27 protein-coding genes and 1 pseudogene are annotated in these 25,270 nt (G+C 68.6%); 13 read left to right on the top strand and 15 right to left on the bottom strand.

The genetic code is table 11. From position 1 onward, the window contains the following. The 4 genes from QX204_RS20120 to QX204_RS20135 form a co-directional block, all read right to left on the bottom strand. Positions 1 to 1,299, bottom strand: coding sequence for a dihydroorotase (locus QX204_RS20120; protein WP_301901438.1), 1,299 nt, complete (start codon positions 1,297 to 1,299; stop codon positions 1 to 3). Next, positions 1,296 to 2,249 carry an aspartate carbamoyltransferase catalytic subunit gene (locus tag QX204_RS20125; protein ID WP_301901440.1) on the bottom strand — a complete coding sequence of 318 codons (954 nt, stop codon included), beginning with the start codon at positions 2,247 to 2,249 and terminating at the stop codon, positions 1,296 to 1,298. The genes QX204_RS20120 and QX204_RS20125 overlap by 4 nt, the downstream gene beginning before the upstream one ends. After that, positions 2,246 to 2,878 carry a bifunctional pyr operon transcriptional regulator/uracil phosphoribosyltransferase PyrR gene (gene pyrR, locus QX204_RS20130; RefSeq protein WP_301901442.1) on the bottom strand — a complete coding sequence of 211 codons (633 nt, stop codon included), beginning with the start codon at positions 2,876 to 2,878 and terminating at the stop codon, positions 2,246 to 2,248. Before pyrR ends, QX204_RS20125 begins: the two co-directional genes overlap by 4 nt. Positions 2,879 to 3,176: 298 nt before the next feature. Beyond that, the gene (locus tag QX204_RS20135; RefSeq protein ID WP_301901444.1) at positions 3,177 to 4,025 is read right to left on the bottom strand and encodes an SAM-dependent methyltransferase; all 849 of its coding nucleotides are present in this window, start codon (positions 4,023 to 4,025) and stop codon (positions 3,177 to 3,179) included. Positions 4,026 to 4,125: 100 nt separating this feature from the next. On the opposite strand from QX204_RS20135, the gene QX204_RS20140 reads away from it, so the two are divergent. The 3 genes from QX204_RS20140 (at position 4,126) to QX204_RS20150 (ending at position 5,820) form a co-directional block, all read left to right on the top strand. Continuing rightward, positions 4,126 to 4,683: a TetR/AcrR family transcriptional regulator gene (locus tag QX204_RS20140; RefSeq protein ID WP_301901446.1), complete on the top strand. Its 558-nt coding sequence runs from the start codon at positions 4,126 to 4,128 to the stop codon at positions 4,681 to 4,683. 53 nt (positions 4,684 to 4,736) lie between these two features. Next, positions 4,737 to 5,372 carry a GNAT family N-acetyltransferase gene (locus QX204_RS20145; protein ID WP_301901448.1) on the top strand — a complete coding sequence of 212 codons (636 nt, stop codon included), beginning with the start codon at positions 4,737 to 4,739 and terminating at the stop codon, positions 5,370 to 5,372. A 157-nt stretch (positions 5,373 to 5,529) separates the two neighbouring features. After that, positions 5,530 to 5,820, top strand: a complete 291-nt coding sequence (locus tag QX204_RS20150) for a hypothetical protein (protein WP_194824574.1) — start codon at positions 5,530 to 5,532, stop codon at positions 5,818 to 5,820. Between the two features lie 15 nt (positions 5,821 to 5,835). Here the strand turns inward: QX204_RS20150 and QX204_RS20155 are convergent, their stop codons facing one another. Continuing rightward, positions 5,836 to 6,228: an HIT family protein gene (locus tag QX204_RS20155; RefSeq protein ID WP_301901450.1), complete on the bottom strand. Its 393-nt coding sequence runs from the start codon at positions 6,226 to 6,228 to the stop codon at positions 5,836 to 5,838. Between the two features lie 169 nt (positions 6,229 to 6,397). Between QX204_RS20155 and QX204_RS20160 the strand changes: the two genes are divergently transcribed. After that, positions 6,398 to 7,216, top strand: a complete 819-nt coding sequence (locus QX204_RS20160; RefSeq protein ID WP_301901452.1) for an SDR family oxidoreductase — start codon at positions 6,398 to 6,400, stop codon at positions 7,214 to 7,216. Between the two features lie 63 nt (positions 7,217 to 7,279). On the opposite strand, the gene QX204_RS20165 is transcribed toward QX204_RS20160, so the two are convergent. The 4 genes from QX204_RS20165 to QX204_RS20180 form a co-directional block, all read right to left on the bottom strand. Beyond that, on the bottom strand, positions 7,280 to 8,191 hold the full coding sequence (locus QX204_RS20165) for an EamA family transporter (RefSeq protein WP_301901453.1): 912 nt from the start codon (positions 8,189 to 8,191) through the stop codon (positions 7,280 to 7,282). Between the two features lie 136 nt (positions 8,192 to 8,327). After that, positions 8,328 to 9,890, bottom strand: coding sequence for an FAD-dependent monooxygenase (locus QX204_RS20170; RefSeq protein ID WP_301901455.1), 1,563 nt, complete (start codon positions 9,888 to 9,890; stop codon positions 8,328 to 8,330). Positions 9,891 to 10,043: 153 nt separating this feature from the next. Continuing rightward, entirely contained in the window at positions 10,044 to 10,679 is a 636-nt protein-coding gene (locus QX204_RS20175; protein WP_301901457.1) for a LysE family translocator, read from the bottom strand. Positions 10,680 to 10,752: 73 nt separating this feature from the next. Further along, entirely contained in the window at positions 10,753 to 11,109 is a 357-nt protein-coding gene (locus QX204_RS20180; protein ID WP_301901459.1) for a hypothetical protein, read from the bottom strand. 60 nt (positions 11,110 to 11,169) lie between these two features. Between QX204_RS20180 and QX204_RS20185 the strand changes: the two genes are divergently transcribed. Further along, positions 11,170 to 12,120, top strand: a complete 951-nt coding sequence (locus QX204_RS20185; protein ID WP_301901461.1) for a quinone oxidoreductase family protein — start codon at positions 11,170 to 11,172, stop codon at positions 12,118 to 12,120. Between the two features lie 103 nt (positions 12,121 to 12,223). Then, positions 12,224 to 12,895 (top strand): HD domain-containing protein, encoded by a 672-nt coding sequence (locus QX204_RS20190; protein ID WP_301901462.1) that lies wholly within the window; start codon positions 12,224 to 12,226, stop codon positions 12,893 to 12,895. Between the two features lie 22 nt (positions 12,896 to 12,917). On the opposite strand, the gene QX204_RS20195 is transcribed toward QX204_RS20190, so the two are convergent. Continuing rightward, positions 12,918 to 13,325 carry a YybH family protein gene (locus QX204_RS20195; RefSeq protein ID WP_301901464.1) on the bottom strand — a complete coding sequence of 136 codons (408 nt, stop codon included), beginning with the start codon at positions 13,323 to 13,325 and terminating at the stop codon, positions 12,918 to 12,920. A 39-nt stretch (positions 13,326 to 13,364) separates the two neighbouring features. Here QX204_RS20195 and QX204_RS20200 point away from each other — a divergent pair, with 39 nt between their 5' ends. Together QX204_RS20200 and QX204_RS20205 are read left to right on the top strand one after the other, a co-directional pair. Next, complete coding sequence (locus QX204_RS20200; RefSeq protein ID WP_301901466.1) at positions 13,365 to 13,772, top strand: winged helix-turn-helix transcriptional regulator; 408 nt, start codon at positions 13,365 to 13,367, stop codon at positions 13,770 to 13,772. A 10-nt stretch (positions 13,773 to 13,782) separates the two neighbouring features. Then, positions 13,783 to 14,406, top strand: coding sequence for an alpha-ketoglutarate-dependent dioxygenase AlkB (locus tag QX204_RS20205; protein ID WP_301901468.1), 624 nt, complete (start codon positions 13,783 to 13,785; stop codon positions 14,404 to 14,406). A 20-nt stretch (positions 14,407 to 14,426) separates the two neighbouring features. On the opposite strand, the gene QX204_RS20210 is transcribed toward QX204_RS20205, so the two are convergent. Further along, positions 14,427 to 15,599, bottom strand: coding sequence for an alpha/beta fold hydrolase (locus QX204_RS20210; protein ID WP_301901469.1), 1,173 nt, complete (start codon positions 15,597 to 15,599; stop codon positions 14,427 to 14,429). Positions 15,600 to 16,300: 701 nt separating this feature from the next. Here QX204_RS20210 and QX204_RS20215 point away from each other — a divergent pair. Beyond that, a complete protein-coding gene (locus QX204_RS20215) occupies positions 16,301 to 18,553 on the top strand; it encodes an NERD domain-containing protein (protein WP_301901471.1) in 2,253 nt (750 codons plus the stop codon). Positions 18,554 to 18,733: 180 nt separating this feature from the next. Continuing rightward, entirely contained in the window at positions 18,734 to 19,393 is a 660-nt protein-coding gene (locus QX204_RS20220) for a hypothetical protein (protein ID WP_301901473.1), read from the top strand. Positions 19,394 to 19,473: 80 nt separating this feature from the next. On the opposite strand, the gene QX204_RS20225 is transcribed toward QX204_RS20220, so the two are convergent. The 4 genes from QX204_RS20225 to QX204_RS20240 form a co-directional block, all read right to left on the bottom strand. Further along, entirely contained in the window at positions 19,474 to 19,740 is a 267-nt protein-coding gene (locus tag QX204_RS20225) for a YciI family protein (protein ID WP_301901475.1), read from the bottom strand. Between the two features lie 2 nt (positions 19,741 to 19,742). Then, positions 19,743 to 20,261, bottom strand: a complete 519-nt coding sequence (gene nusB / locus QX204_RS20230) for a transcription antitermination factor NusB (RefSeq protein ID WP_301901477.1) — start codon at positions 20,259 to 20,261, stop codon at positions 19,743 to 19,745. Between the two features lie 2 nt (positions 20,262 to 20,263). Continuing rightward, positions 20,264 to 20,827 carry an elongation factor P gene (gene efp / locus QX204_RS20235; protein WP_067452307.1) on the bottom strand — a complete coding sequence of 188 codons (564 nt, stop codon included), beginning with the start codon at positions 20,825 to 20,827 and terminating at the stop codon, positions 20,264 to 20,266. A gap of 65 nt (positions 20,828 to 20,892) precedes the next feature. Beyond that, positions 20,893 to 22,014 (bottom strand): M24 family metallopeptidase, encoded by a 1,122-nt coding sequence (locus tag QX204_RS20240; RefSeq protein WP_301901482.1) that lies wholly within the window; start codon positions 22,012 to 22,014, stop codon positions 20,893 to 20,895. Between the two features lie 159 nt (positions 22,015 to 22,173). On the opposite strand from QX204_RS20240, the gene QX204_RS20245 reads away from it, so the two are divergent. The 3 genes and pseudogenes from QX204_RS20245 to QX204_RS20255 form a co-directional block, all read left to right on the top strand. Beyond that, positions 22,174 to 22,647: a prepilin peptidase gene (locus tag QX204_RS20245; protein WP_301901484.1), complete on the top strand. Its 474-nt coding sequence runs from the start codon at positions 22,174 to 22,176 to the stop codon at positions 22,645 to 22,647. A 182-nt stretch (positions 22,648 to 22,829) separates the two neighbouring features. After that, positions 22,830 to 24,038 (top strand): chorismate synthase, encoded by a 1,209-nt coding sequence (aroC, locus tag QX204_RS20250; RefSeq protein WP_301908050.1) that lies wholly within the window; start codon positions 22,830 to 22,832, stop codon positions 24,036 to 24,038. A 98-nt stretch (positions 24,039 to 24,136) separates the two neighbouring features. Then, positions 24,137 to 24,640, top strand: a pseudogene (locus QX204_RS20255) (shikimate kinase); the annotation flags it as partial. Positions 24,641 to 25,270: the final 630 nt, after the last annotated feature.

Genomic DNA, 25,270 nt, shown 5'->3' on the forward strand with positions numbered 1-25,270 from the left:
CTAGATCCCGACCGCCTTGCCCTCGCGGGCAGTTACCCGGCCGCGCAGCACGGTGGCTGTGACCTCGGCCGGGAACGTCATGTCCTCGAACGGTGTGTTGTTCGAGATACTCGCCAGCTCGGCGCCGCGCACCGTCCACTCGGCGTCGGGGTCGATCAGCGTGAGGTTCGCGGGCTCACCGACCGCGATCGGGCGCCCGTGATCGTCGAGGCCGACGATCGCGGCGGGCTTCTCGCTCATCACCTTCGCGACGCCGCGCCAGTCGAGCAGGCCGGGCTCGACCATCGTCTGCACGATGATCGACAGCGCCGTCTCGAGGCCGAGCATGCCGGGGCGGGCGGCCGCGAATTCGCAGCACTTGTCCTGCTCGGCGTGCGGAGCGTGGTCGGTGGCGACGCAGTCGATGATGCCGTCGGCCAGTGCCTGGCGCAGGGCTGCCACGTCGGTGGACTCGCGAAGGGGCGGGTTCACCTTGTTGACCGCGTCGTAGGTTTCCAGGCGCGAGTCGTCGAGCAGCAGGTGGTGCGGGGTGACCTCGGCGGTGATCGAGATGCCCTGGGACTTGGCCCATTTCACCAGTTCGACGGTGCCCGCGGTTGAGGCGTGGCAGATGTGGACCCGGGCGTTCGCGTCGCGGGCCAGCAGTGCGTCACGCGCGACGATCGACTCCTCGGCGGCGCGCGGCCAGCCGTGCAGTCCGAGGCGCGCGGCGTTGGGGCCTTCGTGGGCGATCGCGTTCTTGGTCAGGCGCGGTTCCTCGGCGTGCTGGGCGATGAGTACGCCCAGGGAGTTCGCGTATTCGAGGGCGCGGCGCATGATCAGCGGGTCGTCGACGCAGTGACCGTCGTCGGAGAACATCCTGACCTGGCCGATACCGGCGGCCATGGTGCCCATCTCGGCGAGCTGCTTACCCTGCAGGCCGACTGTCACGGCACCGACCGGGAACACGTCGACGAGGCCGACTTCCTGGCCGCGACGCCACACATGGTCGGTGATGACCACCGAGTCGGCGACCGGGCTGGTGTTGGCCATCGCGAACACCGCGGTGTAGCCGCCCAGTGCGGCGGCGGCGGAACCGGTTTCGATGGTTTCGGTGTCTTCGCGGCCGGGTTCGCGCAGGTGCGTGTGCAGGTCGACGAAGCCGGGCAGCAGGATCTGGCCGTTGCCCTCGATCACCTCGGCGTCCTCGGACGCCGTGAGGCCCGTGCCGATGTCGGCGATGATGGCGTCGCGCACCAGGACGTCGACGGGGTCGCCTTCGCCGTAGGGCTTGACGTTCTTGATCAGCAGCTCACTCATACCGTTTCCTCCTGGCCGACGAGCAGCCGGAACAACACAGCCATCCGCATATGCACTCCGTTCGAGACCTGCTGCAACACAGCAGATTTCGGCGAATCCGCGACCGCGGAGGCGATTTCCATACCGCGCAGCATCGGGCCCGGGTGCAGGACGACGGCGTCGTCGCCGAGCAGCGCGAGCCTGCGCTCGGACAGTCCGTAGTTGATCGAATATTCGCGGGCCGACGGGAAGAACCCGCCGTTCATCCGCTCCGCCTGCACGCGCAACATCATCACCGCGTCGGCGCCGGGCAGTTCCGCGTCGAGCGAGCTCGAGACCCGGCAGGGCCAGGCCTCCACGCCGACGGGCAGCAGGGTGCGCGGCGCGACCAGCACCACTTCGGCGCCGAGCGTGTCGAGCAGCGAGACATTGGAGCGGGCGACCCGGCTGTGCAGGATGTCGCCGACCAGCACGATCCGCTTGCCCTCGATGTCACCCAGGCGCTGACGCAGGGTGAGCGCGTCGAGCAGGGCCTGGGTGGGGTGCTGGTGGGTGCCGTCGCCGGCGTTGATGATCGACGGGGCGACGCGGTTCTCCTCGCGGGCCCACTGCTCCATCCAGCGCGCGATCTGGTGCGCGGCGCCCGAGGCAGGGTGGCGCACGATCAGCGCGTCGGCGCCTGCCGCGTGCAGGGTGAGCGCGGTGTCGCGCAGCGATTCACCTTTGGAGACAGAAGAACTCGACGCGCTGACATTGATCACGTCGGCGCTCATCCACTTGCCCGCGACCTCGAAGGACACCCGGGTGCGCGTGGAGTTCTCGTAGAACACCGTCATCACGGTGCGGCCCCGCAGGGTCGGCAGCTTCTTCACCTCGCGGCCGAGCAGGGCCTGTTCGAAGCGTTCGGCTTCGTCGAGGAGTTCGGTGGCGGTGCCGCGATCGAGGTCGGCGACCGTCAGCAAATGCTTCACTCTTGACCTTCCTGATGCAGATACACGCCGTCACGGCCGTCGTGCTCGACCATCAGCACCGAGATGTCCTCGGCGCGGGAGGTCGGCACGTTCTTGCCCACGTAGTCGGCGCGGATCGGCAGCTCGCGGTGGCCGCGGTCGATGAGGACCGCCAGCTGCACGGCGCGGGGGCGGCCCAGGTCGCGCAGCCCGTCGAGGGCGGAGCGGACCGTCCGGCCCGAGAACAGCACGTCGTCGACGAGGACGACCAGGGAGTTCTCGATGCCGCCGTCGGGTACCGAGGTGCGTTCGAGCGGGCGGTGCGGGCGAGAGCGCAGGTCGTCGCGGTACAGCGTGATGTCGAGGGAGCCGAGTGCGGGACGCACACCGGAGAATTCCTCGATCTTGTCCGCCAGCCGGTTCGCCAGCGTGGTGCCGCGGGTGGGGATTCCCATGAGAACCACCCGCGGTGCGTCGGCGTCGCCGGAATCCAGGGCGGTCTTCTCGATGATCTGGTGCGCGATACGCGCTACGGTCCTGGTCACGTCCGATGGCGACAACAACTCGCGGCCGGCTGCCACCCACTCCGGGGTGTGCCGCTGCGATGTTTCGCCCGCGCCGGTTCTGGCCGCCCGTTCGGGCACAGCCATGCCGACCTCCTTCCCCGCCTCACCGGACGGTCCGTTAAAGGATGCCTAACTCGCCCGTCAGCCTATCAGCGCCGTGGGATGCCTTTGACCAGGTAGGCCCACCTGTGAGCGCGACCACGAACCGCGGACTGACGACCGCTGCCGTGGCGGTGACCACACGCGCGCCGAAAGTGCAGCGAGCGCACCTATTTCACCGCCACGGAGCGAGGCAACGACCATCCGGTCCGTGATCGCATTCACGTCATCGGAACGACCGCGATAACCGCGGCCGCCCTCACACGGCAGGGTTTCCCTTCGGTCACACTCGCTCGGCGAGCACGACGCCGACCTCCGGGTCGTTCACCGCCACGTCTCGACCGAGGGGAACGATCATGTCGTCCCAGGCGCGGAACCGGGTGCGCCAGCCGTGCTCGACGAGCCACTGTTCCCCGGGACGTCCGGCATCCGGAGGTATCTGCGCATCGCCGTCGCCTGCGACGAGTCGCCGCAGTTCGGCGTAGGGCGGGGCGTCGGGATCGACTGCGAAGCGGCTGAGCCCGAATCGGCTCCCAGGGGCGGACAGGGCCGTCAGCGTCGCCACCGCACGGAGGTGGTCCTCGGGCGGGAGGTACGCAAGCGCGCCCTCGTCGATCCAGTGCGTCAGCTGGTCAGGCCGAAAACCTCGCTCCCGCAACGGGTCAGCCCATTCCGTTCGCAGGTCGATCGGCAGGACGTGCCGGCGCGCCGTCGGTGTGGCGTCCGCGGCGCGCAGCACCGGTTCCTTGAAGGCGAACAGCTCCGGCAGATCGAGTTCGTAGACGGTGACTTCGGCGGGCAGACCCATCCGATAAGCCCGGGTGTCCAGTCCGGCGCCGAGCAGGACGATCTGGCGGCATCCGGCGGCGACTGCCTCGGCCACCCGATCGTCGACCAACCGAACGCCGACGGATCGGCCCGCGAAGAACTGTTCGGCCAACGCCTCGACTCGCTCCCACCGTGCCGCGCCGCCCTCGGTGCGGGCGAAGTCGCGGCGCGCGGCATCGACGAACGCCGTGGCGAGTGGGTCGTCGTAGAGTCGATCCGGCCTGCGCGACTCCTGCTCACGGATCACCGCGACCCCGATCGCTGTCAGTGCCACCCCGGCGGTGGGCGCGTTCACCTGTGTCATCGTGATCCTCCTCAAAACTAACTTGCCGACCGGCTAGTGCTCTCGGTCATGATCCGACGGTAGGCTCGCCCTAGCCGGTCGTCAAGCAAAGGAAAGCCCCGTGGACGGACGTCGTAGCGACACCAAGGAACGCATTCGCGCGGTGGCGATGGAACTGTTCTCCGAGCGCGGCTACGAGAAGACGTCGCTACGCGAGATCGCCGAGCGACTCGGCGTCACCAAAGCCGCGCTGTACTACCACTTCCGGACCAAGGAAGACATCGTTGTCAGCCTGTCCGACGATCTGCGTCGCGGCATCGACGACATCGTCACCTGGGCCGAACAGACCCCGCCGGGACACGAACGCGCCGAGCAGATCCTGCGCCGCTACAGCGCGCTCCTGCACAGCCTCGGCCGTGACATGGTGCGGTTCTGGCACGAGAATCAGCCCGCGTTCCGTGATCTGGGTTTCGGTGCGGGGCTGCGCTACCAATTCCGCGTCCTCGCCGATCTCATGACCGGCCCCGACGCCGCCCCGCTCGACGTCTATCACGCCCGGCAAGCGCTGCTCGCGATCAGCTGGAGCCTATCGATGATGGGCGATCTCGAGCTGACCGACGACCAGATGCACACCGCCGCAACAGATATAGCGATCGATATCCTCGCCCGGATCGCCTAGCCGATCACCGGAAATGCGTTGCCCCGCAAGCGTGGGGTCCGCCATCATCGGTCATGACCATCGGCAGCAGCGCGCATTCCCGGTCGACGCCCCCGGAGCGGATCGATCTGGGCGATCTCCTGGTGCGCCGTTGGCGTCGCAGTGACCTGACTCGCCAGTTCGCCGCGTTGCGCGCCTCACACACCCACCTGCACCCGTGGATGTCGTGGGCCGAGCAGCCGCCCACGCTCGCCGGGCAACGCCGATCCCTGCAGGCCTCGGCCGCGCACTGGCCGACGCCCGACGGCGGCTACCCGTACGGAATCTTCACCGCGCGGGGCGAGGTGGCGGGCGGCATCGGACTCCACGACCGGATCGACCCCGGCGCCCTGGAGATCGGTTATTGGTGCCATGTCGCCCACACCGGCCGGGGCATCATCACCCGCGCTGTCCACGCCCTGACCGCCGCCGCGCTCGCCCTCCCCCACGTCGTTCGGGTCGAAATCCATTGCGACGCGGCCAATGTCCGTAGCGCGGCAGTCCCGCGGCGGCTCGGATACGACCTGGTCACCACTGCCCCGCGACCGCGAACGGCGCCCGCCGACTCCGGCATCGGGATGGTCTGGGCGACAACGGCGCAGGCCGGAGTCGTGGCCGATGGGGGCCGAGAAGGTTGCTTGTCGCCCGATGACCGACCGACTAGACTGTGACGCGCACCACATCGCGACGGCTGCTCGGTACCGCCGCCCAGAGCAATCGTGATTCGATCGGAGCGCCGGGTCACGGTGTTCGACCGCGACCCGCCGCCCCTCGGGCCGGGCCTGAAGTCACTCCACCCTCGCTCGACCGTGCAAGGAGATGGTCGCCATGACGGTTGCCGTCGAACTCGAATTCACCGGCTCGACTCTCGAACAGTACGACCAGGCCCTCGCGAAGATGGGCTTCAAGCACGGCGGCTCCGGCGGTCCAGGACTCCTGTTCCATCTCGCCAGGAAGACCGACACCGGATTCCACGTCACCGACGTGTGGGAATCCGCCGAGCAGTTCCAGAGCTTCGCCGAATCCACCCTCGGCCCCGTCGGCATGGAGGTGGGCATGCCCAACCAGCCCACCATCGAAGTCCACGAAATCTACAACTACCTCGCCCAGGGCAACTGACTCACGACCCGCCGATCACTCGCCGAACCACCTCGACAACTTCGCACACAACAACGCCAGCCCCTCGGCGTCCAACCGTTCCCCACCGTTCCACGAGTCCACGTCGTGCCAAGCGAATTCTTCGGGCATCGACCGAGGACGCACGAACAGGTGTTGGTGAACGTGCGCGACGGACCGACCGGCGATCATCGAGAACACATGTCGCGGTGCGAGTTCCGCGTCGAGAGCCCGCGCACCACACCACACCGCCCGTGCCAGCGCCTGCGCCTCCTCCCATGTCAGGTGCGCGAGATTGCCGACATGGCGGCGGGGCTCGACGAACAAGTAACCCGGCACGACCCCTGCCCCCGCACCGAGGACACGGTGGGTGACGACGACGAACTCGTCGGCGTGAACGACCGGACCCACCAGCGAACCTCTACCTCGATGCTTGGCGCAGATCAGACACTCGAGATCCCTGTTCACCACTACATTCACACGCTCCGACACCTGGATGTCGAGCGTTCGGCGCGCGAAGATTCGCCGGATCCAGGAATTCGGTTGCGCGGCACGCGGGACACCGGGTGCAATCGGGCGCATGGAATCGACGACATCGAGTGAGCGGGTCGCGGTGGTGACCGGGGTGAGTCGACGGGGTGGGATCGGGTTCGCCGTGGCGCGGCGGTTGGCGCAGCAGGGGGTCGCGTTGTTCCTCACACATTGGGCGCCCCACGATGCGGAGCAGCCGTGGGGCGCGGAGGACCCCGCTGAGCTGTGCCGCGAGCTCGGCGGCATTACTCGGGTTGCCGATCTCGCCGTCGATCTGGCCGAGCCGACGGCCGCGCAATCGGTGGTCGACAAAGCCGTCGAGGCTTTCGGGCAGGTGGACATACTTGTCGCGAATCATGCGCGCAGCGGTGGTGACGGGAATCTTTTCGAGGTCGATGCCGAGATGCTCGACGGGCACTGGGCGGTGGATGCTCGATCCGTGCTGTTGCTGACGCAGGCGTTCGCACGGCGCTACCGGGCGCAGGCGGATCCCGTGGCCGACCGGGGGCGAGTCATCTGGATGAGCTCCGGCCAGCATCTCGGGCCGATGCGGTCGGAAATCGCTTATGCCGCCGCCAAATCGGTGCTGGCCGGGCTCACGAGCACCGTCGCCGCCGAGTTGATCGAGCGCGGGATCTTGCTCAATACGGTCAATCCAGGTCCCGTGGACACGGGGTATCTGACCGCGGCGACGGCGGATCGGGATCCGGCGGTCATCGAGGAGGTGCGTGCCGCGTTTCCGCGCGGTCGCATCGGAGCGCCGGATGATCCGGCTCGGTTGATCGCCTGGCTCGTCTCCGACGAAGGGCGATGGGTGGTCGGGCAGGTGATCGATTCCGAGGGCGGGTTCCGGCGGTCGCCGTGGTGACTCGCGAATCAGGGCCTGCCGGGGCACTTTCGCGGGCACCTCGCATCTGATCGGGGCGACCTGTCACAGTGGCGCGGGCGGTTCCGGCGCGGTCCGGCGGGCGGGCACCGCACTGATCGTCAAGGCCAGCATGACCAGGGCGATGCCCGCGAGTTCGAGCATCGTGGGCCGTTGCGCGAGGGCGATCGCGCCGACGACGGTCGCGGTCGCCGGGAGCAACGCGAGCAGGAGGGCGAAACGCGCACGGCCCACCGCGGTCAGCACCACCTGGTCCAGCGCGTACGGCACCGCGCTCGACAGCACGCCGACGCCGAGACCGAGCAGCCACGTCCGGGGGTCGGCGAAGACCGCGGCATCGATCGCCAGCTGCGGGACCAGCACGAACGGCGCCAGCAGCACGGCCGCGGCCGCCATGCCGACAGCAAGGGAATCCTGGCCGTCACCGGTGTCGGCGACGCGCTTGCCGACCAGGATGTAGGCCGCCCACAGGACGGCCGAGGCCAGCGCGAAACCCACACCGACCGGTTCGACGTCGAGTTGCACCCCGGCCAGCAGCACCACCCCGATCGCCACCAGCGCCACGGCGAGCAGGTCGCGCGCCCGTCGCGAACCCAGGGTGGCTACGGCGACCGGACCGAGGAATTCGATGGCGACGGCGGTTCCGAGCGGGATGCGCGCGATGGCCTCGTAGAACACGATGTTCATCGACACCGTGACGATCCCGAAGCCTGCGGCCGTCACGACGCCCCGCCGCGTCCAGCGGGTGCGCCACGGACGCCGCCATGCCAGCAACGCCACTCCCGCCGCGGCGGCGCGCAACCAGGCGACGGTGGCCGGTTCGGTGGTGTCGAAGAGGAATACGCCCAGTGCCGCGCCCACATATTGCGAGGTCGCCGCGACGATGAACACCATCGGCACCGACCAGCCGGGCAACGCGCGCGCTGCCGACCGCTCGGTGGTCGAGATCGAATTCATCCCAGGAGTAATCCACAGACGGACACGGATTTCAACGCGTTACGGCCCAGGATCGAATAACCCTGGGCCGTAACATTATTTACGGTGACATTGCGTCACGTGGCGATCAGGTACACGAAATCCCGCCGCCGGGAAGTCAGCGCGGGAAGCCGAAGACTTCCCGGTGTTCGCACGATTCCTGGACGCCGAACCACCTGGTCAGCGCCGCCCGCAGCTCAGTTGCGGCGGTGTACGACGGTTCGTCGATCGTCCCTGCCCAGGCGATATGACCGTCGGGGCGGATCAGCAGAGCGTCGGCCGGGCGATCGAGAGTCTTGCCCGAGTGGATCTCGACGCGCGGCGCCCACCCCCCGACGACCTCGCGGAGGTCGGCACGGTCGGCCAGGTCGAGGAAGACCGGTCGCGCGGCGCGCATGAGGTCGGCGACGCCGGTGGTGCCCTGATCGGTGTGCAGGAGCAGATCGGATGCGAAAGTGCCGGTGAGCGAATGGGTTCCGCCGATCTCGTAGCGCAGATCGGTACCCGCGACGAGGGCGCCCATGCGACGCAACGCGGGTTCGTCGGACAGGAGTTCCTGGAATACCGCCCGCAGTGCCTCGGCGGCGGGGTCCTGGCCCTGGCGAAGTGCGGCCTGGGCGCGGGTCTGCAGCAGTGCGCGACCACCGGCGAAGTGGCGTTCGGCGTGGTAGGTATCGAGCAGGTCTGCCGGTGCCCAACCTCCGATATCGGCGGCCAACTTCCAGGCCAGGTTCACCGAATCGGTCATCCCGAGGTTCATCGCGGCACCGGTGGCGGGCAGCAGATGGGCCGCGTCACCGGCCAGGAAAACCCTGCCCACCCGGTAGCTTTCGGCCTGCCGATCCTGGAACTGGTAGCGCGACAAGCGAGTCGGCGCGCCGAGCGGAACCTCCGCGCCCACCACGCGCCGCACACTGTCGCCGAGTTCGGCCATGGTCAACGGTTCGTCGCTGTCGTATTCGGCATCGTCGTTCTCGGTGGTCTGGAAGAACATCACCCGGTCCTCGGTGCTGACCGGGCCGAGCGCGAACACCCCGTTGTCGGTGTGGGTGAATCCCGGATCGATCCGGCCGACACCGGGCACCTCGATCCCGCCGTCGTCGAGCACGGTCACCGACTCGTGCACCGTGACCACCGCCAACCGGTTGACCTCCGGGTAGGTGCTGCCGGGGAAGCCGATCCCCGCCAGTTCGCGGATCCGGCTGCGGCCACCGTCGCAGCCGACCAGATAGCGGGCACGCACCAGGTAGCGCCCGCCCGGGCCGTTCACCTCCGCGATCACCGCATCGTCGACCTGGGTCACCGCGACCACCTCGTGTCCGCGCCGGATCTCGGCGCCGAGGTCGGCGGCGTCCTCGGCCAGCAGTTCCTCGACCCGTGCCTGCGGAATCGCCATGGCGTGCATCGGCGTTTCGTCGAGTCCGGTGAAGTCCAGGTACACCCCGCCGAAAGGGAAGATCGGCTTCGGACTCGGGTCGCCGCTGACCGCGATCATCCGGTCGAGCAGTCCCCGATACCGCAGCACATCCAGAATCCGCCCGCCGAGACCACTGGCTTTCTGCGCGGTGCCCGGCTGTTCCCGACGCTCGAGCACCAACGGCCGCACCCCCGCCCGGCCCAGTTCCCCCGCCAGCATCATTCCGGCAGGTCCAGCCCCGACAACGAGCACGTCGGTGGTCATCTCTTGCATCTTCGTCACTCCCGAATGTGGCTGGTCCCTGCGTTGCCCAGCGATTCTGCAGCACCACCGGGACCTTGCCGCAAGCCCCCGGGTGAGCTATAAGTTAGAAAGGGCAACGAGTGAGCACACCTCGGAAGAGGCCCGATATATCGGTCAGTGGGTACCGGTCAGCGCCATCCCCGCCCCGACTCCGATGATCATCAGTCCGCCTGTGCTGCCGACAGTTTCGAGGCGCCGCGGAGAACGCGCGAACCACGACCGCGCCGTCGCCGCGAGCAGCGCCCAGCAACCGTCCGACAGCGCTTGGATCGTCAGGAAGATCGCGCCCAGTATGAGCAGTTGCGCGGGCAGTGCACCCTGGGCCGGTACCGCGAACTGCGGAAGGACCGCGCCGAAGAAGACGATCGTCTTGGGGTTGGTGGCACCGACGACGAATCCCTGCCCGAGTACCCGACTTCCACCGACGCTCGGAGCATTCGAATGCAAGGCCGCCGCCAGTTCCTTGCGCCGCCGAATCGTCGTGATCCCCAGATAGATCAGGTACCCGGCTCCGACAACCTTCACGATCAGGAACAGCGTCGCCGAGGCCATCAGGACCGCACCGAGGCCGACCGATACCGCGACCAACGGTACGAACGATCCGGCGACGGCGCCCGCGACCGACAGCACCGCGGACCGGCGCCCCAGCGTCAATGCGCGGCCGATCGCGAACAGCACGTTCGGACCTGGAATCACGATGATGATCCAGGCGGCGACGGCGAAGGCCGCGGCATGTGACAGCGGCACCATCTGTCGCATCGTAGCGGCGACCAGCGGACTTCGTGGGACAGTGCAGCTTTCCCCGCCACCGCGGACAACGCGCTCAGGGAGCGCGCAGAACCGAACGAACCAGTTCCTCGATCGCCGAGCGTAAACGGTCGACTTCCCCTGCTCTGGCCATCTGCTGAGCGAGTTCCCCGCCGACAGTCGACAACAGCAGTGCGCCCACGGTGTCGGCATCGATATCGGGCCGGACCTCGCGCAGGAGCGTGCCGATGTGCTGTGCCCAGAACGTGTGGAATTCGGCACTGCGCGGATGTGGCGGCATGGCCTGATAGGCCGCGATCAACTCCACGTCCTCGGTGACCAGACTCGTCATGGCGTCGAAGAAGGCCAGTAGCCGATCGGTCGCCGCCGCGCCGGGGCCAAGGGGTGGCGGGCCGCTCGAGACCGCCGCCATCAGCGCGACAGCGCCCTCGGCGACGAGCTCGTAGAGCAGGCCGGCGCGGCTGCCGAACCGGTGGAAGATGGTGCCCTTCCCGAGGTCCTGGTCGCGCGTGAGGTCGGCGAACCTCGCCCGGGCGACGGGCAGGTCGTCGTCCGGACGGAGGCGGTGCCGGTGCTGTACCCGGAGACCAAGGTCCGGGCCGGCGCGTTCCCCTTTCCCGCACCACTGCCCGAGGTCTTCGGATTCCAGGCGGCGGGCACTGTCGTCGATCTCGGCGCCGGCGTTGATCGAGGACTGCTCGGCGCGCGGGTGGTCGCGTCGACCAGCGGGTTCGGTTCCTATGCCGAACTCGTTGTCGCCGAGGCCGATTCGGTGACAGTGATCCCGGACGGCCTGACCACCGAGCGCGCCGCCGCGATCCTGATGTCAGGGTCGGTGGCGCTGGCGCTGATGCAGACCGCGGCGGTCGCCGCGGGCGAGACCGTGCTGATCGAAGCGGCCGCTACCGGTGTCGGCGGCCGTCTCGCCCAGCTGTGCGCCGCCGCGGGCGTGCGTGTCATCGGCACCGCGGGCGGGGAACAGAAAGCCCGTCTCGCACGCGACAACGGTGCGCGTGAAGTGCTCGATCACACCGCGCCCGACTGGGCGGACCAGCTGGCCGACCTACTCGCGGGCGGCACGGTCGACGTCGTCTTCGATTCCATCGGGGGCGATTCACTCACCCCACTGCTGGACCGGATCACGCCACTGCGCGGCCGGATCCTCAGCTACGGCTGGCTCGACGGCGCACCCGCGCGGCTGGGCGTCACCGATCTGATCCTGCGCGGGCTCACGCTCACCGGCTGCGCGGGCAGCGCCTGGCTCGGCGAAGTCGCCCGGCAGCGGCCGGCGGCACTCACCGCGACGACGCAGGGACTATTGACACCGTCGATCCATTCGATCCTCCCTCTCATCGCCGCCGCAGACGCGCACCGAATGCTCGAAGACCGGGTCGCCTTCGGCACCGTTCTGTTGCGGCCGTGATGATCTCGGCAGCCTTCAGTCTGGCTGAAACTTGGGCTATGCTTCAACCAGCCTGAAGGTTGGTGGACGTCACTCGCCCGGGCACACCGAGAGGAGCAATCCCATGCCACAGCAGACATCCGGGATCGACTCGCTGGCACTACCCGCCACACCACTCGCGATCGAAACCCACCGGCTGATCGCCGAGGCCCTCGACGCGGCCGTGCTCCATCACAGCATTCGCGGGTTCCTGTTCGGGCGCGCCCTCGCCGCCGACCAGGGCTTGCGGCCCGGCACGGACTACGACGAAGAACTCATGTACCTCATCTGCGCGCTGCACGACATCGGCCTGTCCGAACGTGCCAACGGCACACAACGATTCGAGATCGACGGTGCGGATTTCGCGGCCGAATTCCTCGAAGCGCAGGGTGTCCGCGATGAGCGCGTCGACATCGTCTGGGATGCCGTCGCCGCGCACACGACCGGTCTCAGCGACTCGCCGGTGTACCGGCGACGACGACCCGCCGCCATCTGGATCGCCGTCACCGGCATCGGCCTCGATGTCGGCGGCGGCCCCGGCGACCTACCCCCTGGCTTCGCGGATCTCGTTCACACCGCCTATCCGCGCCTCGGCGGCACGCGGGCGCTCACCGATGCCATCGAACGTCAGGCCGTCGCCGACCCACGCAAGGCGCCACCGGGTTCACTGCCGGGCGAGATCATCCGGCTGCGCCATCCGGAGTTGGTGCCCTACACCTGGGACATGATTCTCGACATGAGCGGCTGGCAGGACTGAGCGCGACCATCGGGCGTCGGTGTCAGGCGACACCGAACGGATTGTCGATGACGTAGCGCCAGAAGCCGTCGGCGTCACGACGGGCGACGTCCGTGGCGGTTCCCGACACGTGGACCGGCTCGCCGTCCGGGCCGGTCCCGTCGATCTCCCAGTCGACGATGAGCAACGCGATATCTCCCGCGACGTAGGTGTGGCGCGGGCTGACTCGGATGGGCAGGCCAAGCGCGAGAAACTCGGCATTGGCCGCTCGCAACGCGGGCCCGGTGACCTCGCTGCCCGGTTCCGGCACGAAGACGGCGTCGTCGGTGTACACCTCGGCGAGCGAGTCCGAGTCGAAGGTGTTGAAGCGTGCCGCGAACACCGCGGGATGTTGCCTCGGGTCGGCGGTCAGGGCGACAGTGGGGTTGTGACGAGAACTGGAATGGGTCATAGCGACAGCCAACTCGGCCCGCTCGTAGGCAACCAAACGGTGACCGACACGGACTGGGACGACGAGCTCGTGCCCGACGACCGCGGGCGCACCCGCGCGCCGGAACCGGACTGCCCGGTCGAGGTCACCCTGGCCGCCATCTCCGGCCGCTGGACAACCCTGGTATTGCGCGAACTCATGAGTGGGCCGCTCTCGTTCGGCGAGTTGCGGGATCGGCTGCCTTCGCTCAGCGCCAAAGTGCTGACCGACCGTCTCCGCGAGCTCGACGCCCGCGCACTGGTCGAGCGACGGACGCACCGCGGCTTCCCCGTGCGCACGAGTTACGCCCTCACCGATCTCGGCCGGGCGCTGCGGCCACTTCTCCTCGAGCTCTACCGGACCGGCGACACCTTGGCCGCCTTGCGTTCGAAAGACTCCTTATCGAACATACATTCGAATACGTTGTAGACTGTCGATCATGTCGCTGCCCCTGCAAGGTTCACTGTTCGACGGTGATGCGATTGCCCTGGGTTCGATCGAGGCGATCCGGCGCACCCAGCTCGACGCCACGAGCTGGGTCGATGTGATTCCCGCCTGGCTCAGTGGCGCGAGTCAGCTGTTCGATCGGTTGGCCGAGCGGGTGCCATGGCATGCCGAACGCAGGCCGATGTACGACCGGGTGGTCGACGTGCCGCGGCTGGTCTCGTTCTTCGGCGAGAACGATCCGCTGCCCGATCACATCCTGGTCGAAGCACGGGCGGCACTCAGCGCGCACTACGCGACCGAGCTCGGTGAACCGTTCCGGACGGCCGGGCTGTGCTTCTATCGCGACGGCCGCGACAGCGTCGCCTGGCACGGGGACACGATCGGCCGCGGCGCCACCCACGACACGATGGTCGCGATCGTGTCGGTCGGGGCGCCGCGCGCCCTGCTGCTGCGGCCGCGCGGTGGTGGCGCGAGCGTGCGGTTCACGGCGGGGCACGGGGACCTGGTGGTGATGGGTGGTGCGTGTCAGCGCGCCTGGGAGCACGCGATTCTCAAGACCACACGTCCCGTCGGACCCCGCATCAGCATCCAGTTCCGCCCGCGTGGCGTGCGCTGAGACCGAACCCGCGACACTCGCTACACGGTGGTCGGCAGTCCGCCGTCTCGGGGGTCGGCGAGGGCTCGGTCCGCCGCGGCGGGGGCGTAGCTCGCGAGCGCGCGGACGAGGTCCCGGATACCTGCGCGAGTGGATGCCGACAGGCTCGCATGGCGTGCCACATCGAGCTCGTTGACAATCGTCAGCTCCGCGAAATCGCGCAGGTCCGTCCCGTCGATCGCCCTCGAATCACCCGTGAAACGGTCGATCACGGCCAACGGTCGCTGCCCGAGGTCTCGGTATGTCCGCTCACGATCGCAGGCGCCATAGAGGTACACCAGCGCCTCCGCATCGGCCCCGATGACAGCGCGCAGACGCCCGCGATCCTCGACGGGAAGCAGCGCATGCGCGAAACCGTCGGTGCCGTATGACGCGTAACAGATCGCGGCCAGCTGAGCGCGTGGCGCGGTGTTCCATTCGACCGTGAGGGTGTGCACCCGATGCAGATGCGCGTGCAACGTCCCGCCGGGATGTTCGATGTGTTCGGTCCCGAGCGTGCGCTGGAATTCGAACGCACCGCGCACGACCGGGTCGGCGGCCAGCCAGCCGGGGACGCGGGCCGACAGAATGCGGGCCAGTTCCGCGGGGGCTTCCTGCGCCACGAGGTGGCCGACATCCGACAGCTCGGTGACGGTGATCCGAGGGGTCGCCGCGCGGAAACGGTCCACATCGGCGGGGCCGAGTGGTGAGCGTCCGGCACGCACGAGCAGGATGGGCAGATCCGACGCCGCAGCCGTCGCCTGCAGTCGCGGGCCCCACGTCAGAGTGTCTTCCACGAGATCGGCTCGGCGATCGCGCAGCCCGAGGTCACCGAGCCACGCGCGGACCCGATCCGGATCGGGCCATGCCACCACATCGACGAGAACCAGGCCGACGACACGTCGCGCGACAGTCGGTTCGGCGAGGGCGGCGAGGGCGGCCAGCCCGCCGATCGAAGCTCCCACCACGACGATCGGCGTCGGCTCGCGCCGCACCATCTCGATCACGTCGTCGCGCAGCGCCCGCAGCGTTGTCGCATTCCCGGTGCTCTCGCCGTGGCCGCGCAGGTCGTAGGCCACCGTCCGTAACCCACTTTCGGCAAGCCGCGCCGAGATCGGTGCCCACACACGGCGATCCTCACCACCCGCGTGCAGCAACAGCACCGTCGGTCCCACGCCGGCGACAGTGACTCGCACAGTGACATCGCTCAGGTCGACGCTGTGTCGGTGTCCATGGACGCTCCTCCTCGGATTCCGGTGCCGAGCGCTGAATCGGACGTCCCCGCATTCGCCCGCAACCATCATCGGCGACAGCCGACGAAGGGGTCAATCCGTGGTTTCCCTTGACCGACCGCAGGTCTCAGCATGCTCATCGCAGGCGTCGGATCGACCGAATCCGCCATGAGTTCGTCCGGTAGAGCCGAATCGGCGTTCACTCCGCCGTTACCGACGCCGCGAGGACACGCACCGGCGTCGAGCAGCAACGTTCGAACAGGTGACAGCGGTTCGCCGCCGTGACGGGGCCGGGGACCATGCCTGGTCGGCGGGTCGTGCGCGACCGAGGGATACGTTGACATGGCGGATTGTCGGTGGCTGGTCGTAGGATCCCGGGCATGGGGAGTTCACTTCTGCCGCACGTGCGGGCGTCGAATGCGTCGACGGGGCCGGCCCGGGCGGCAGGTCAGGTCACCGAGCCGCCACGAGAACGGGTTCGACCGGTGGGCGAGGCGTCGGCGGCAGGTCGAAACACGGGGGCGCCGTGGCCAGATCGGTAATCGACATTGCCGAAGGCGTTGCTCAGCAACAGGATTCGGTTTCGATACGGCTAGTGGAGGCCGTATCCTGGTAGAAGTCCGCAGTCAGGTGCACAGGGGGTCGTGGTGATCGTCGTTGTCGCGGACGAGAGCGAACTCGAAGGCGCGGAACAGATCGTCGGCGCGGCCCTCCGTGACCAGGCGTTTCGGGCGGGCGGCATCGCCGTGTTCCGCTGCCATGTGCCGGAGAGCCGGGGTGGATCGGTCGAGGTCGACGCGCTGGTGTGCACACCGCAGAGCGTGACCATCGTGGAGGTGAAGGGTTTCACCGCCCGCCAGGAAGGCACTCTCGCCACCCCACCGAACGGCCCGTGGACCATCGACGGTGAGCCCGCCGCGCTCTATCACGCCGTCCGGGTACCGAATCCGTTCGTCCAGGTGCGCCGACAGGTGTTCGCCGCGAAGAGCTTGCTGCAGCAGGCCGGAATCTTCGGTTGGGTGAACGCGGTGATCGCGTTGGTCTCCCAGCCCGGCACCGAGATCACCATCGAGGAAACCAGAATCGCCGACGGATACCGTGCGGTGCTGATCGATCGGGATGACGTCGGCGCGCTGCACGACCATTTCCAGGCGGAGAGCGGGCGCACCGTCCGGCTCGGCATCGATGACGTCACCCGGGTGTTCGCCGCGCTGAACCTGGGCCACCTGTTGCCGTCCGCCGATGAGCTGACGGCACAGGGTTTTCCGGCTGTTCTCGACCCGGCGGCCACGTCCCGCCCCGCAGGCCCGACTGCCGTGGAGCTCGGCCCCTCCTCGGGGACAGCGGATTCCGACACTGCGTCGGATTCCACTGCTACGCCGACCAGTTCGGCACGGGTCACCCAGGCGGCAACGCCCGCCTTCCTCGCTGCGATCGACAGGCTCGCCCATCGAGCCCCGACGTCGTCTCGCCCCGAGAAGTCCGCGACGCCGTTACAGTCCGAGGAAGTGGCGAAATCACCTTCTTCGAGCGAGGAAAGCGTTGTGCACGTTGATGATTCGGACAGCAGGGCGGCATCGGCCGCCGCGGTCGGACAACCGCCGTCCCGGCCCGAATCCACTGACCAGGTGACGAACGAAGCCTCCTCGTCCGAGAAAGACCCGTCACCGGACTCCGAACGCGAGACGGCCGAAGCGGACACGGATTCGCGCAGCGAAAGCGTCGCACCCGCCGCATCTTTCGACGACGACACGAAAGACGCGAACTCGCCACCCCCCGACGAAGTGACCGAATCATCATCTGAAAGCGTTGTCTCACTGACCAAATCGAACGCTGGAACCGGGTCGTCCCCGATCGATGAGCCGTCCGCTGGTGGCACCGACGGCGAGCGTGCTGAGAACGAGAGTTCGGCGTCGCGCCACGGACCCACACCGGACGACAGGGAAGATGCCGGTACGCGCTCCCATGGTCCGACGGTCGCCGCGGGTGCAGCGGTAGGTACGGCTGCCGCCCTCGGCGCCGCCGCCGCAGTCGGTTCGGCTAGCTCGACCAGCAGGACCGGATCGTGGAGCACTCCCTCGCCGTCGCGCGAGACCCACGCCGTCGCGCCCGCGTACCGTTCCCCGGAACCGGAAGCACCCCGGGAGAATTCGGAGCACTGGTCGGATTGGGTCGACCATGACCGGACGACGACGCGGCGACCGACACTGTCGGACAGGTGGCGGTCGTGGCGTCGAGGGAACGGTTCGTCGCTGATCGACCGGTGGCACAATCGCCCCGTTCGGGAGCGGCGTGCACCGAGACGAGGACTGCGGGTCGGACCCGGTGTCGCGTTGCTGCTTTTCATCGCGCTGTTCGGGGCCGGGTTCTTCGCGATCACGGCGGTGCAGGCGAGCCGATTCGAGATGTCGGACTACGACCGGATGTGCGGCCAGGACAAGAAACCGTTCCCGAACGCCGCGCCCTATCAGCGCGACGGCGCACGGCCGATCTACCTGTCCGGTGAACTCACAGCCATGGTCCACCCGGACGATCCGACCGCGTGGAACCCGGACGACCCGTCGACCGTACAGCTCATCGCCTGCATGAAGCAGCTGGAACTGCGCGACCTCGTCCAGACCTGCCAGTACGATCCCTCCCCCGGCGCACCGATAGGACGCACCGTCAACCTCTTCCGCGCCACCTACGAGATCGCCGTCTACGAACTCACCACCGGACGCGAGGTTGCCAAGGCGACCATGCTCGGCGAACGCTATTCCGCCGACCCGTCCAACACCGACCCGGACCGCTGCCGAGCCGCCGCCGACGCCCCCGACTACCTCGGCCGCCGCCTCGGCCAACCCTCGGCGGCCCAGCTCACCGGCTTCCTCGCCCCGTTGGTCCACGCCGACCGCTGACCCCCTTGACCTCGAGCGCACTCGAGGTAGCAAGATCACTTCGTGCCCAGCGCACACCCGACACCGCGCCTACCCAGCGTCGGTCGCGCCTCCGCCGGTTTCCTCGTACACCCACCGGCGGAGGCCGTCGGGATCCGCGGTGATGCGTGAGTTCGATTGCGGCAGTGGCAAGCTGGCGGGGTGGAACAGCCGAATATCGGGCAAGGACAACAGCCCTGGCAGGCGCCGGGACCGGGCGATCAGTGGCGACCGCCCCGCGGTCGTCGCAAGCGGCCGGGCTATCGGGAGCAGCAGGCGCGCACTGCGCGCTTGCTCGGTGGCAGACGAAAATGGCTGCTGCTCGCACTGGCCGCCCTCGTGCCGATCAGTGCGGTCGGCTTGGCGGCCTGGGGTCTGCTCTCGCCGCGATCGGATACGGAGCGAACCGGCGATTGCGGGTACTACACAGATCCGGGGCGACGTGGCTGGGACTTCCATCGACGGGCGTGTACCGACCCCGACGCGGTGTTGATCATCACCAGCGCATGGAGTACACAGAAATGCGCGACGGGAGACCTGGACTTCTCCCGGGAACGCCGAAAGAACACCAGCAGCCCCATGAAGCACCTGTGCACTCACCTCAATGCGAAAGTCGGCGAGTGTGTCAACGATCCGGGTAACGTCAATTTCTACCTGGTTCGGCTGCGCAAAGTCCCTTGTGGCGCAGGGGCCTTCGAGGTCGACACCCGCGTCGATGCCGACGATGCCAAGGTCTGCGACGCCTCGCGGAAACGGTTTCGCGAGACGAAGGCGGTGACGCATACCGCGCCCGCGGTCTCGTTCTGTCTGCACAGGATCTGACCCGGCGGATCGGCCGGTGCCGCCCCCGAACAGCAGAACAGCCGCACGTCCGCGTCGGACGTGCGGCTGGCTGGAACGGTTCACGCCGAAAGGGTGATTTCCCATTCGTGGATCGTCAGGTCCGAGGCGCCGGTGGTGTGCAGCGGATCGGCGTACACCAGTGCTGTTGCGGCAGCATGGTTTTCGGCCAAGACCACGTAGGCGCCGCCGGTGCCGTCGGTGAAGCCGCCGCTTTCCTGGAGTCGACCCGCGGCGAGCAGCTCCTGCAGGAAGGCGCGATGCGGTTCGATCACCGAGGCGTCGAACTTCGGGGTGCGCTCGGCCATCACGAGATACTTGCGTGCCACGGTCAGGACTCCGCCTCGCCGCGGGCGGCCTTCGTGGCGGCCGTGGCCGCGGCGGCGGCGCGAACCTGAGGCGCCACCTGCACGACCTGGCCGAGCACGCCGTTCACGAATGACGGGGAGTCGTCGGTGGACAGCTCCTTGGCCAGCTCGACAGCCTCGTCGACCGCGACGACCGGGGGGACGTCGGTGGCGTGGAACAGTTCCCACACCGCGATCCGCAGGATGGCCCGGTCGACGGCGGGCAGCCGCTGCAGGGTCCAGTCCTGGAGGTAGCCCTCGATGGTGCCGTCGACCCGGTCGAGGTCGTCGGCGACGCCCTCGACGAGGGTGGTGGTGTAGGCGTGCACGGGGGCCACACTCTGGTCACGGGTCGCGAGGTCGGCGCGATCCGAGAGCAGCATGGAGACGTCGACATCGCGCGCCTCCGCCTCGAACAGCAGGTCAACGGCCCGGCGGCGTGCCTTGTGGCGCGCGCCGAGCTTCTTGAACGAGCCCTTCTTGTCTGCCGGGGAGTCGGTCACGATCAGCCGTTGACGCGGCCGAGGTAGCTGCCGTCGCGCGAGTCGATTTTCAGCTTGTCACCGGTGTTGATGAACAACGGGACGGCCACCTCGGCGCCGGTTTCCAGGGTGGCGGGCTTGGTGCCGCCGGTGGAGCGGTCGCCCTGCAGACCGATATCGGTGTGCTGCACGACCAACTCGATGGTGACGGGGAGCTCCACGAACAGCGGCGCGTCCTCGTGCACGGCGACCTGCACGCCCATGTTCTCCAGCAGGAAGCGGGCACCGTCACCGATGGTGGCCTCCGGGATGGAGATCTGGTCGTAGGTGTCACCGTCCATGAAGATGTAGTCGGTGCCGTCGTGGTACAGGTAGGTCATGTCGCGACGGTCGACGGTCGCGGTCTCGACCTTGACACCCGCGTTGAAGGTCTTGTCGACAACCTTGCCGGACACGACGTTCTTCAGCTTGGTCCGCACGAACGCGGGGCCTTTGCCCGGCTTCACGTGCTGGAATTCGATGATCTGCTGGAGCTGACCGTCGATCTTCAGCACAAGGCCGTTCTTGAAGTCGCTGGTGTCCGCCACTGTCCTCGGATCTCCTCGTTCGTATTACTGCGTACTGGGGGGTTACTGCGTTCGGCGCGCCGATGTCACTCGACGACGATCAAATCCTTGCTGGTGCGGGTGAGCAGTTCCGGGCCCGCTTCGCGCACCACGAGCGTGTCCTCGATCCGGACCCCGCCGCGGCCGGGAAGGTATACACCAGGTTCGACGGTCACCGCCACACCAGCCAGAAGTGTACCGGTACTCGTTTTCGCCACTCCGGGTGCTTCATGGATCTGCAGCCCTACCCCGTGACCGAGACCGTGCACGAACTGCGGGCCGTACCCCGCTTCTTCGATGATCGTCCGGGCGGCGGCGTCGACCTCGCTGGTCTGCGCGCCGGGTGCGAGTGCCTCGGTTCCCGCGCGTTGCGACCGGGCGACCAGTTCGTAGATGTCGCGCTGCCAGTCGGCGGGGGCGCCGAGGACCAGGGTGCGGGTCATGTCGGAGTGGTAGCCGTTGACCACCGCGCCGAAATCGAACTTTACGAAGTCGCCGACGGCCAGCACCGCGCCGGTCGGGCGATGATGCGGGATCGCCGAATTGGCGCCTGCGGCGACGATCGTCTCGAAGGAGATCGCCTCGGCGCCGTGCTCGAACATCGCCCATTCGAGGTCGCGGGCAACCTGTCGTTCGGTACGGCCCGGACGCAGCAGGCCGCGCTCGAGCAGAGTGGCCAATCCCGCGTCGGCGGCCGCGCACGCCGCGCTCAGCTGGTCCACCTCGTAGGGGTCCTTGACCATGCGCAACTGTTCGACCAGACCGGCGGTGGGAACGAGCTGCAATCCGGTGCGCAGTTCCTGGAACGCGGAATGCTGATCGACGGTCACCACATGGCTTTCGAAGCCGACCCGGCCCAGCTGCCATTCCCCGGACAGCTCGAGGATGCGGCGCGCGGTGGCCCGACAGATCTCGGCCTGCAGGTCGGGGACCTGTTCGGCGACCTGGGCGGAGTAGCGGCCGTCGGTGCCGATGATCGTGCGGTCCTCGGCACCGCGCATATCCCACGAGTGCACCAGGACAACGGCATTGGATCCGGTGAAGCCGGTCAGGTAGCGGATGTTGACCAGATCGGTCACCAGCAACGCGTCGACACCGTTTTCCACGAGCAGGCTCCGCAGGGCACCGCGCCGGGCCGCGTAATCGGGAGCCGTGTAGTCAGCACACATGGGTCAACGCTACCGCCCGACGGGCGACATGTCGGCACGTGATGCTCCGGATTCCGTGTCGACGGGCGACTGGATACGGCTTTGTTCACATGCGCGGAAGTTGTCCACATTCTCGGAGAGGACCCGCTGTCGGCGGTCGCGGCGCAGCACGATCGATCCATGACCACTGCCGCGTTCTGTTGCCTCATCGCCTGGTGTCTGCTGCTGGGCGTCATCGATGTTCATGCCCGTCGACTTCCCAACGCGCTGACCGGCGTTGGCGCGGCCGCGGTGTTCCTGTTCGCCGCGTCTACGGGGGAATTGGGGACCGCGGTGATCGGTGCCGCGCTGTTGACGATGCCGTATCTGGTTGCCCATCTGCTCTCCCCCGCCGCACTCGGGGCCGGTGATGTGAAGCTGGCGGTGGCGCTCGGGGCCGCCGCGGCGATCGCCGGACCACCCGCCTGGGTCTGGGCCGCCGTGGCCGCACCGCTGCTCACCGCCGCGGCCGCGGTGGTGATGCTCGGCGGCGACCGGCTGCGGGTGATGCTGGGACGTGATGCGCGCGAGGTCCGTGCTGCGCCCGCTCGGCGATTGGTTCCCCACGGACCGGCCATGTGCCTGGCCACGGTGACCGCGATGGTGTTGGCATGACCGCCGGTGCGACGCGCCGAGACGATCCCGCTGACAGGGATATGTCGGCGGCCCGGAGCAGGCCGGTTCGGCCGGATCAGGGCGGCGGCCGCCACCGCTCGGCCCGTCGCGGCGCCGACGTGCCGCTCGTCACGTCGGCCCGCATTCCCTCCCACACGTGTCGACATGGGAAGATGGTCGGCGTGTTGCGCTGGATAACTGCCGGAGAATCCCATGGTCCCGCTCTCGTCGCCCTCCTGGAAGGGATGGTCGCCGGAGTCGAGGTGACATCGGACGATGTCTCCGCACAGCTCGCCCGCCGCCGGCTCGGTTACGGGCGCGGCGCCCGGATGAAGTTCGAGGCCGACAAGGTCACCCTGGTCGGTGGTGTGCGCCACGGCCGCACCATGGGTGGTCCGATCGCGATCGAGATCGCCAACTCCGAGTGGCCCAAGTGGACCGAAGTGATGTCGGCCGATCCGGTCGACGAGGCCGAGCTCGCGGGAATGGCGCGCAATGCGCCGCTGACCCGCCCTCGCCCCGGCCACGCCGATTACTCCGGAATGCTCAAGTACGGCTTCGACGACGCCCGCCCGGTGCTCGAGCGGGCCAGCGCCCGGGAGACCGCGGCCCGGGTCGCCGCCGGAACCCTCGCGCGCAACTTCCTGCGTCAGGCCTTCGGTGTCGAGGTCGTCTCCCATGTGGTGTCGATCGGCGCCGCGGCCAACACCACCGGTGTCACGCCGGGTCCGACCGATCTCGACGCGATCGATGCCAGCCCTGTGCGCGCGTTCGACGCCGAGGCCGAGGCGGCCATGATCGCCGAGATCGAAGCGGCCAAGAAGGACGGTGACACCCTCGGCGGTGTCGTCGAGGTGATCGTGGACGGGCTGCCCATCGGGCTCGGCTCGTTCGTCAGCGGCGAGCAGCGCCTCGATTCGCGTCTGGCCGCCGCCCTCATGGGCATCCAGGCGATCAAGGGTGTCGAGGTGGGCGACGGGTTCGAGACCGCGCGCCGACGCGGCAGCCTGGCCCACGACGAGATGCGTCCCGGCCCCGACGGCGTGCTGCGCTCGACCAACCGCGCTGGGGGGCTCGAAGGCGGCATGACCAACGGCGAAGCGCTGCGGGTCCGTGCCGCGATGAAGCCGATCTCGACCGTGCCGCGCGCGCTGTCGACGGTCGACATGTCCAGCGGTGAAGAAGCCGTCGCCATCCACCAGCGCTCCGATGTGTGCGCGGTGCCCGCGGCGGCCGTTGTCGCGGAATCGATGGTGGCACTGGTGCTGGCGCAGGCCGCGCTGGAGAAGTTCGGCGGCGACTCGCTGACCGAGACCGTCGACAACATCAACAGTTACGTCAAGCGGATCGGCAGCCGCCCACACGTGCCCGCGGACAGCCGTATCCCGTGACCGAGCAGGGTCAGGAGGGGACCGCGCCGGAGAGCGACGCGGGCCCCTCACCGGCGAGCGTCGAGCCCGGTGCTCCTGACACCGACGCCGACGACCGGATCACACCGTCGGCGCGGGTGGTGCTGGTCGGGCTGCCCGGCTCCGGGAAGTCGACGATCGGGCGCAAGCTGGCCAGGGAACTCGGGGTGGCGCTCTACGACACCGACGCGGGGATCGAGGACGATACCGGGCGCACCATTCCCGATATCTTCGCCACCGACGGTGAGGTGGAGTTCCGCCGGATCGAAGAAGAGGTGGTGCGCCGCGCCGTGCTCTCCCACGACGGCGTGGTCTCGCTCGGTGGCGGTTCGGTGCTGTCCGAGCGGACCAGGGAACTTCTGCGTGACGCGACGGTGGTCTACCTGGAAATCAGTGTGTCCGAAGGGGTTCGGCGCACCGGCGCGAGCAACACCCGCCCGCTGCTCAACGGGGTCGACCCGGCCGCCAAGTACCGGGATCTGATGCGCGAGCGTCGTCCGCTCTACCGTCAGATCGCCACCGTGCGCGTGCGCACCGACGGGCGAAGCCCGGGTCGGGTGGTGCGGATGATCCTGGCCAAGCTCGGCCTGGAATCGGTACGCACCGATCTCGACGCCGCGCGCTCGACCACCGGAAATGCCACTGCGGCTTCGAGTTCGGGTTCGGTCACCAGCAGACCGGGCGCCGGGAGCAACCGGTCCAAGAACCGGCGACGGGCCAGGGCACGCGCGGCCGCCGCGCGCCGAGGCGGCGCCGAGCAGTCGGGCGTGACGGCCACCGAGCGTCGTGGCGGCGTCGACGACCGGAACCGTTCGGCGCCGACGCCGGCCGCGGCCGACGGCGCCACGGTCGACGAGACCAGCGGTGCGGGTCGCACCGCTGGTGCGGCGCAGAACGAGCCGCGTACGGCGGGCAGTCGACGGTCCCGGCGTCCCAGGTCGCGTCGAGGAGGCACCCGGATCCGGCCGGCGACCAGCGCTGCCGCCCGCGATACGGACACCTCGTCAGGTGCGGCGTCCGAGAACCTGGATGGCCGTACGAGCAACGCCGAGAGCCAGCCGGGCAACCGGGAGGCCGCCGGGGGTCGTGCGGGCAACCGCAACGCCCCGGGTAGTCGGACGAGCGGACGCACGGCGGTCACCGGCGCGAAGACGAGCAGTCGCGGCGTCGGCCGAGGCAGACGCACGGCCAGCCGCGACGCCGGCGCCCCCGGG

It is taken from the genome of Nocardia sp. PE-7 (assembly GCF_030486425.1).
Classification (GTDB): Bacteria; Actinomycetota; Actinomycetes; order Mycobacteriales; family Mycobacteriaceae; genus Nocardia; species Nocardia salmonicida_A.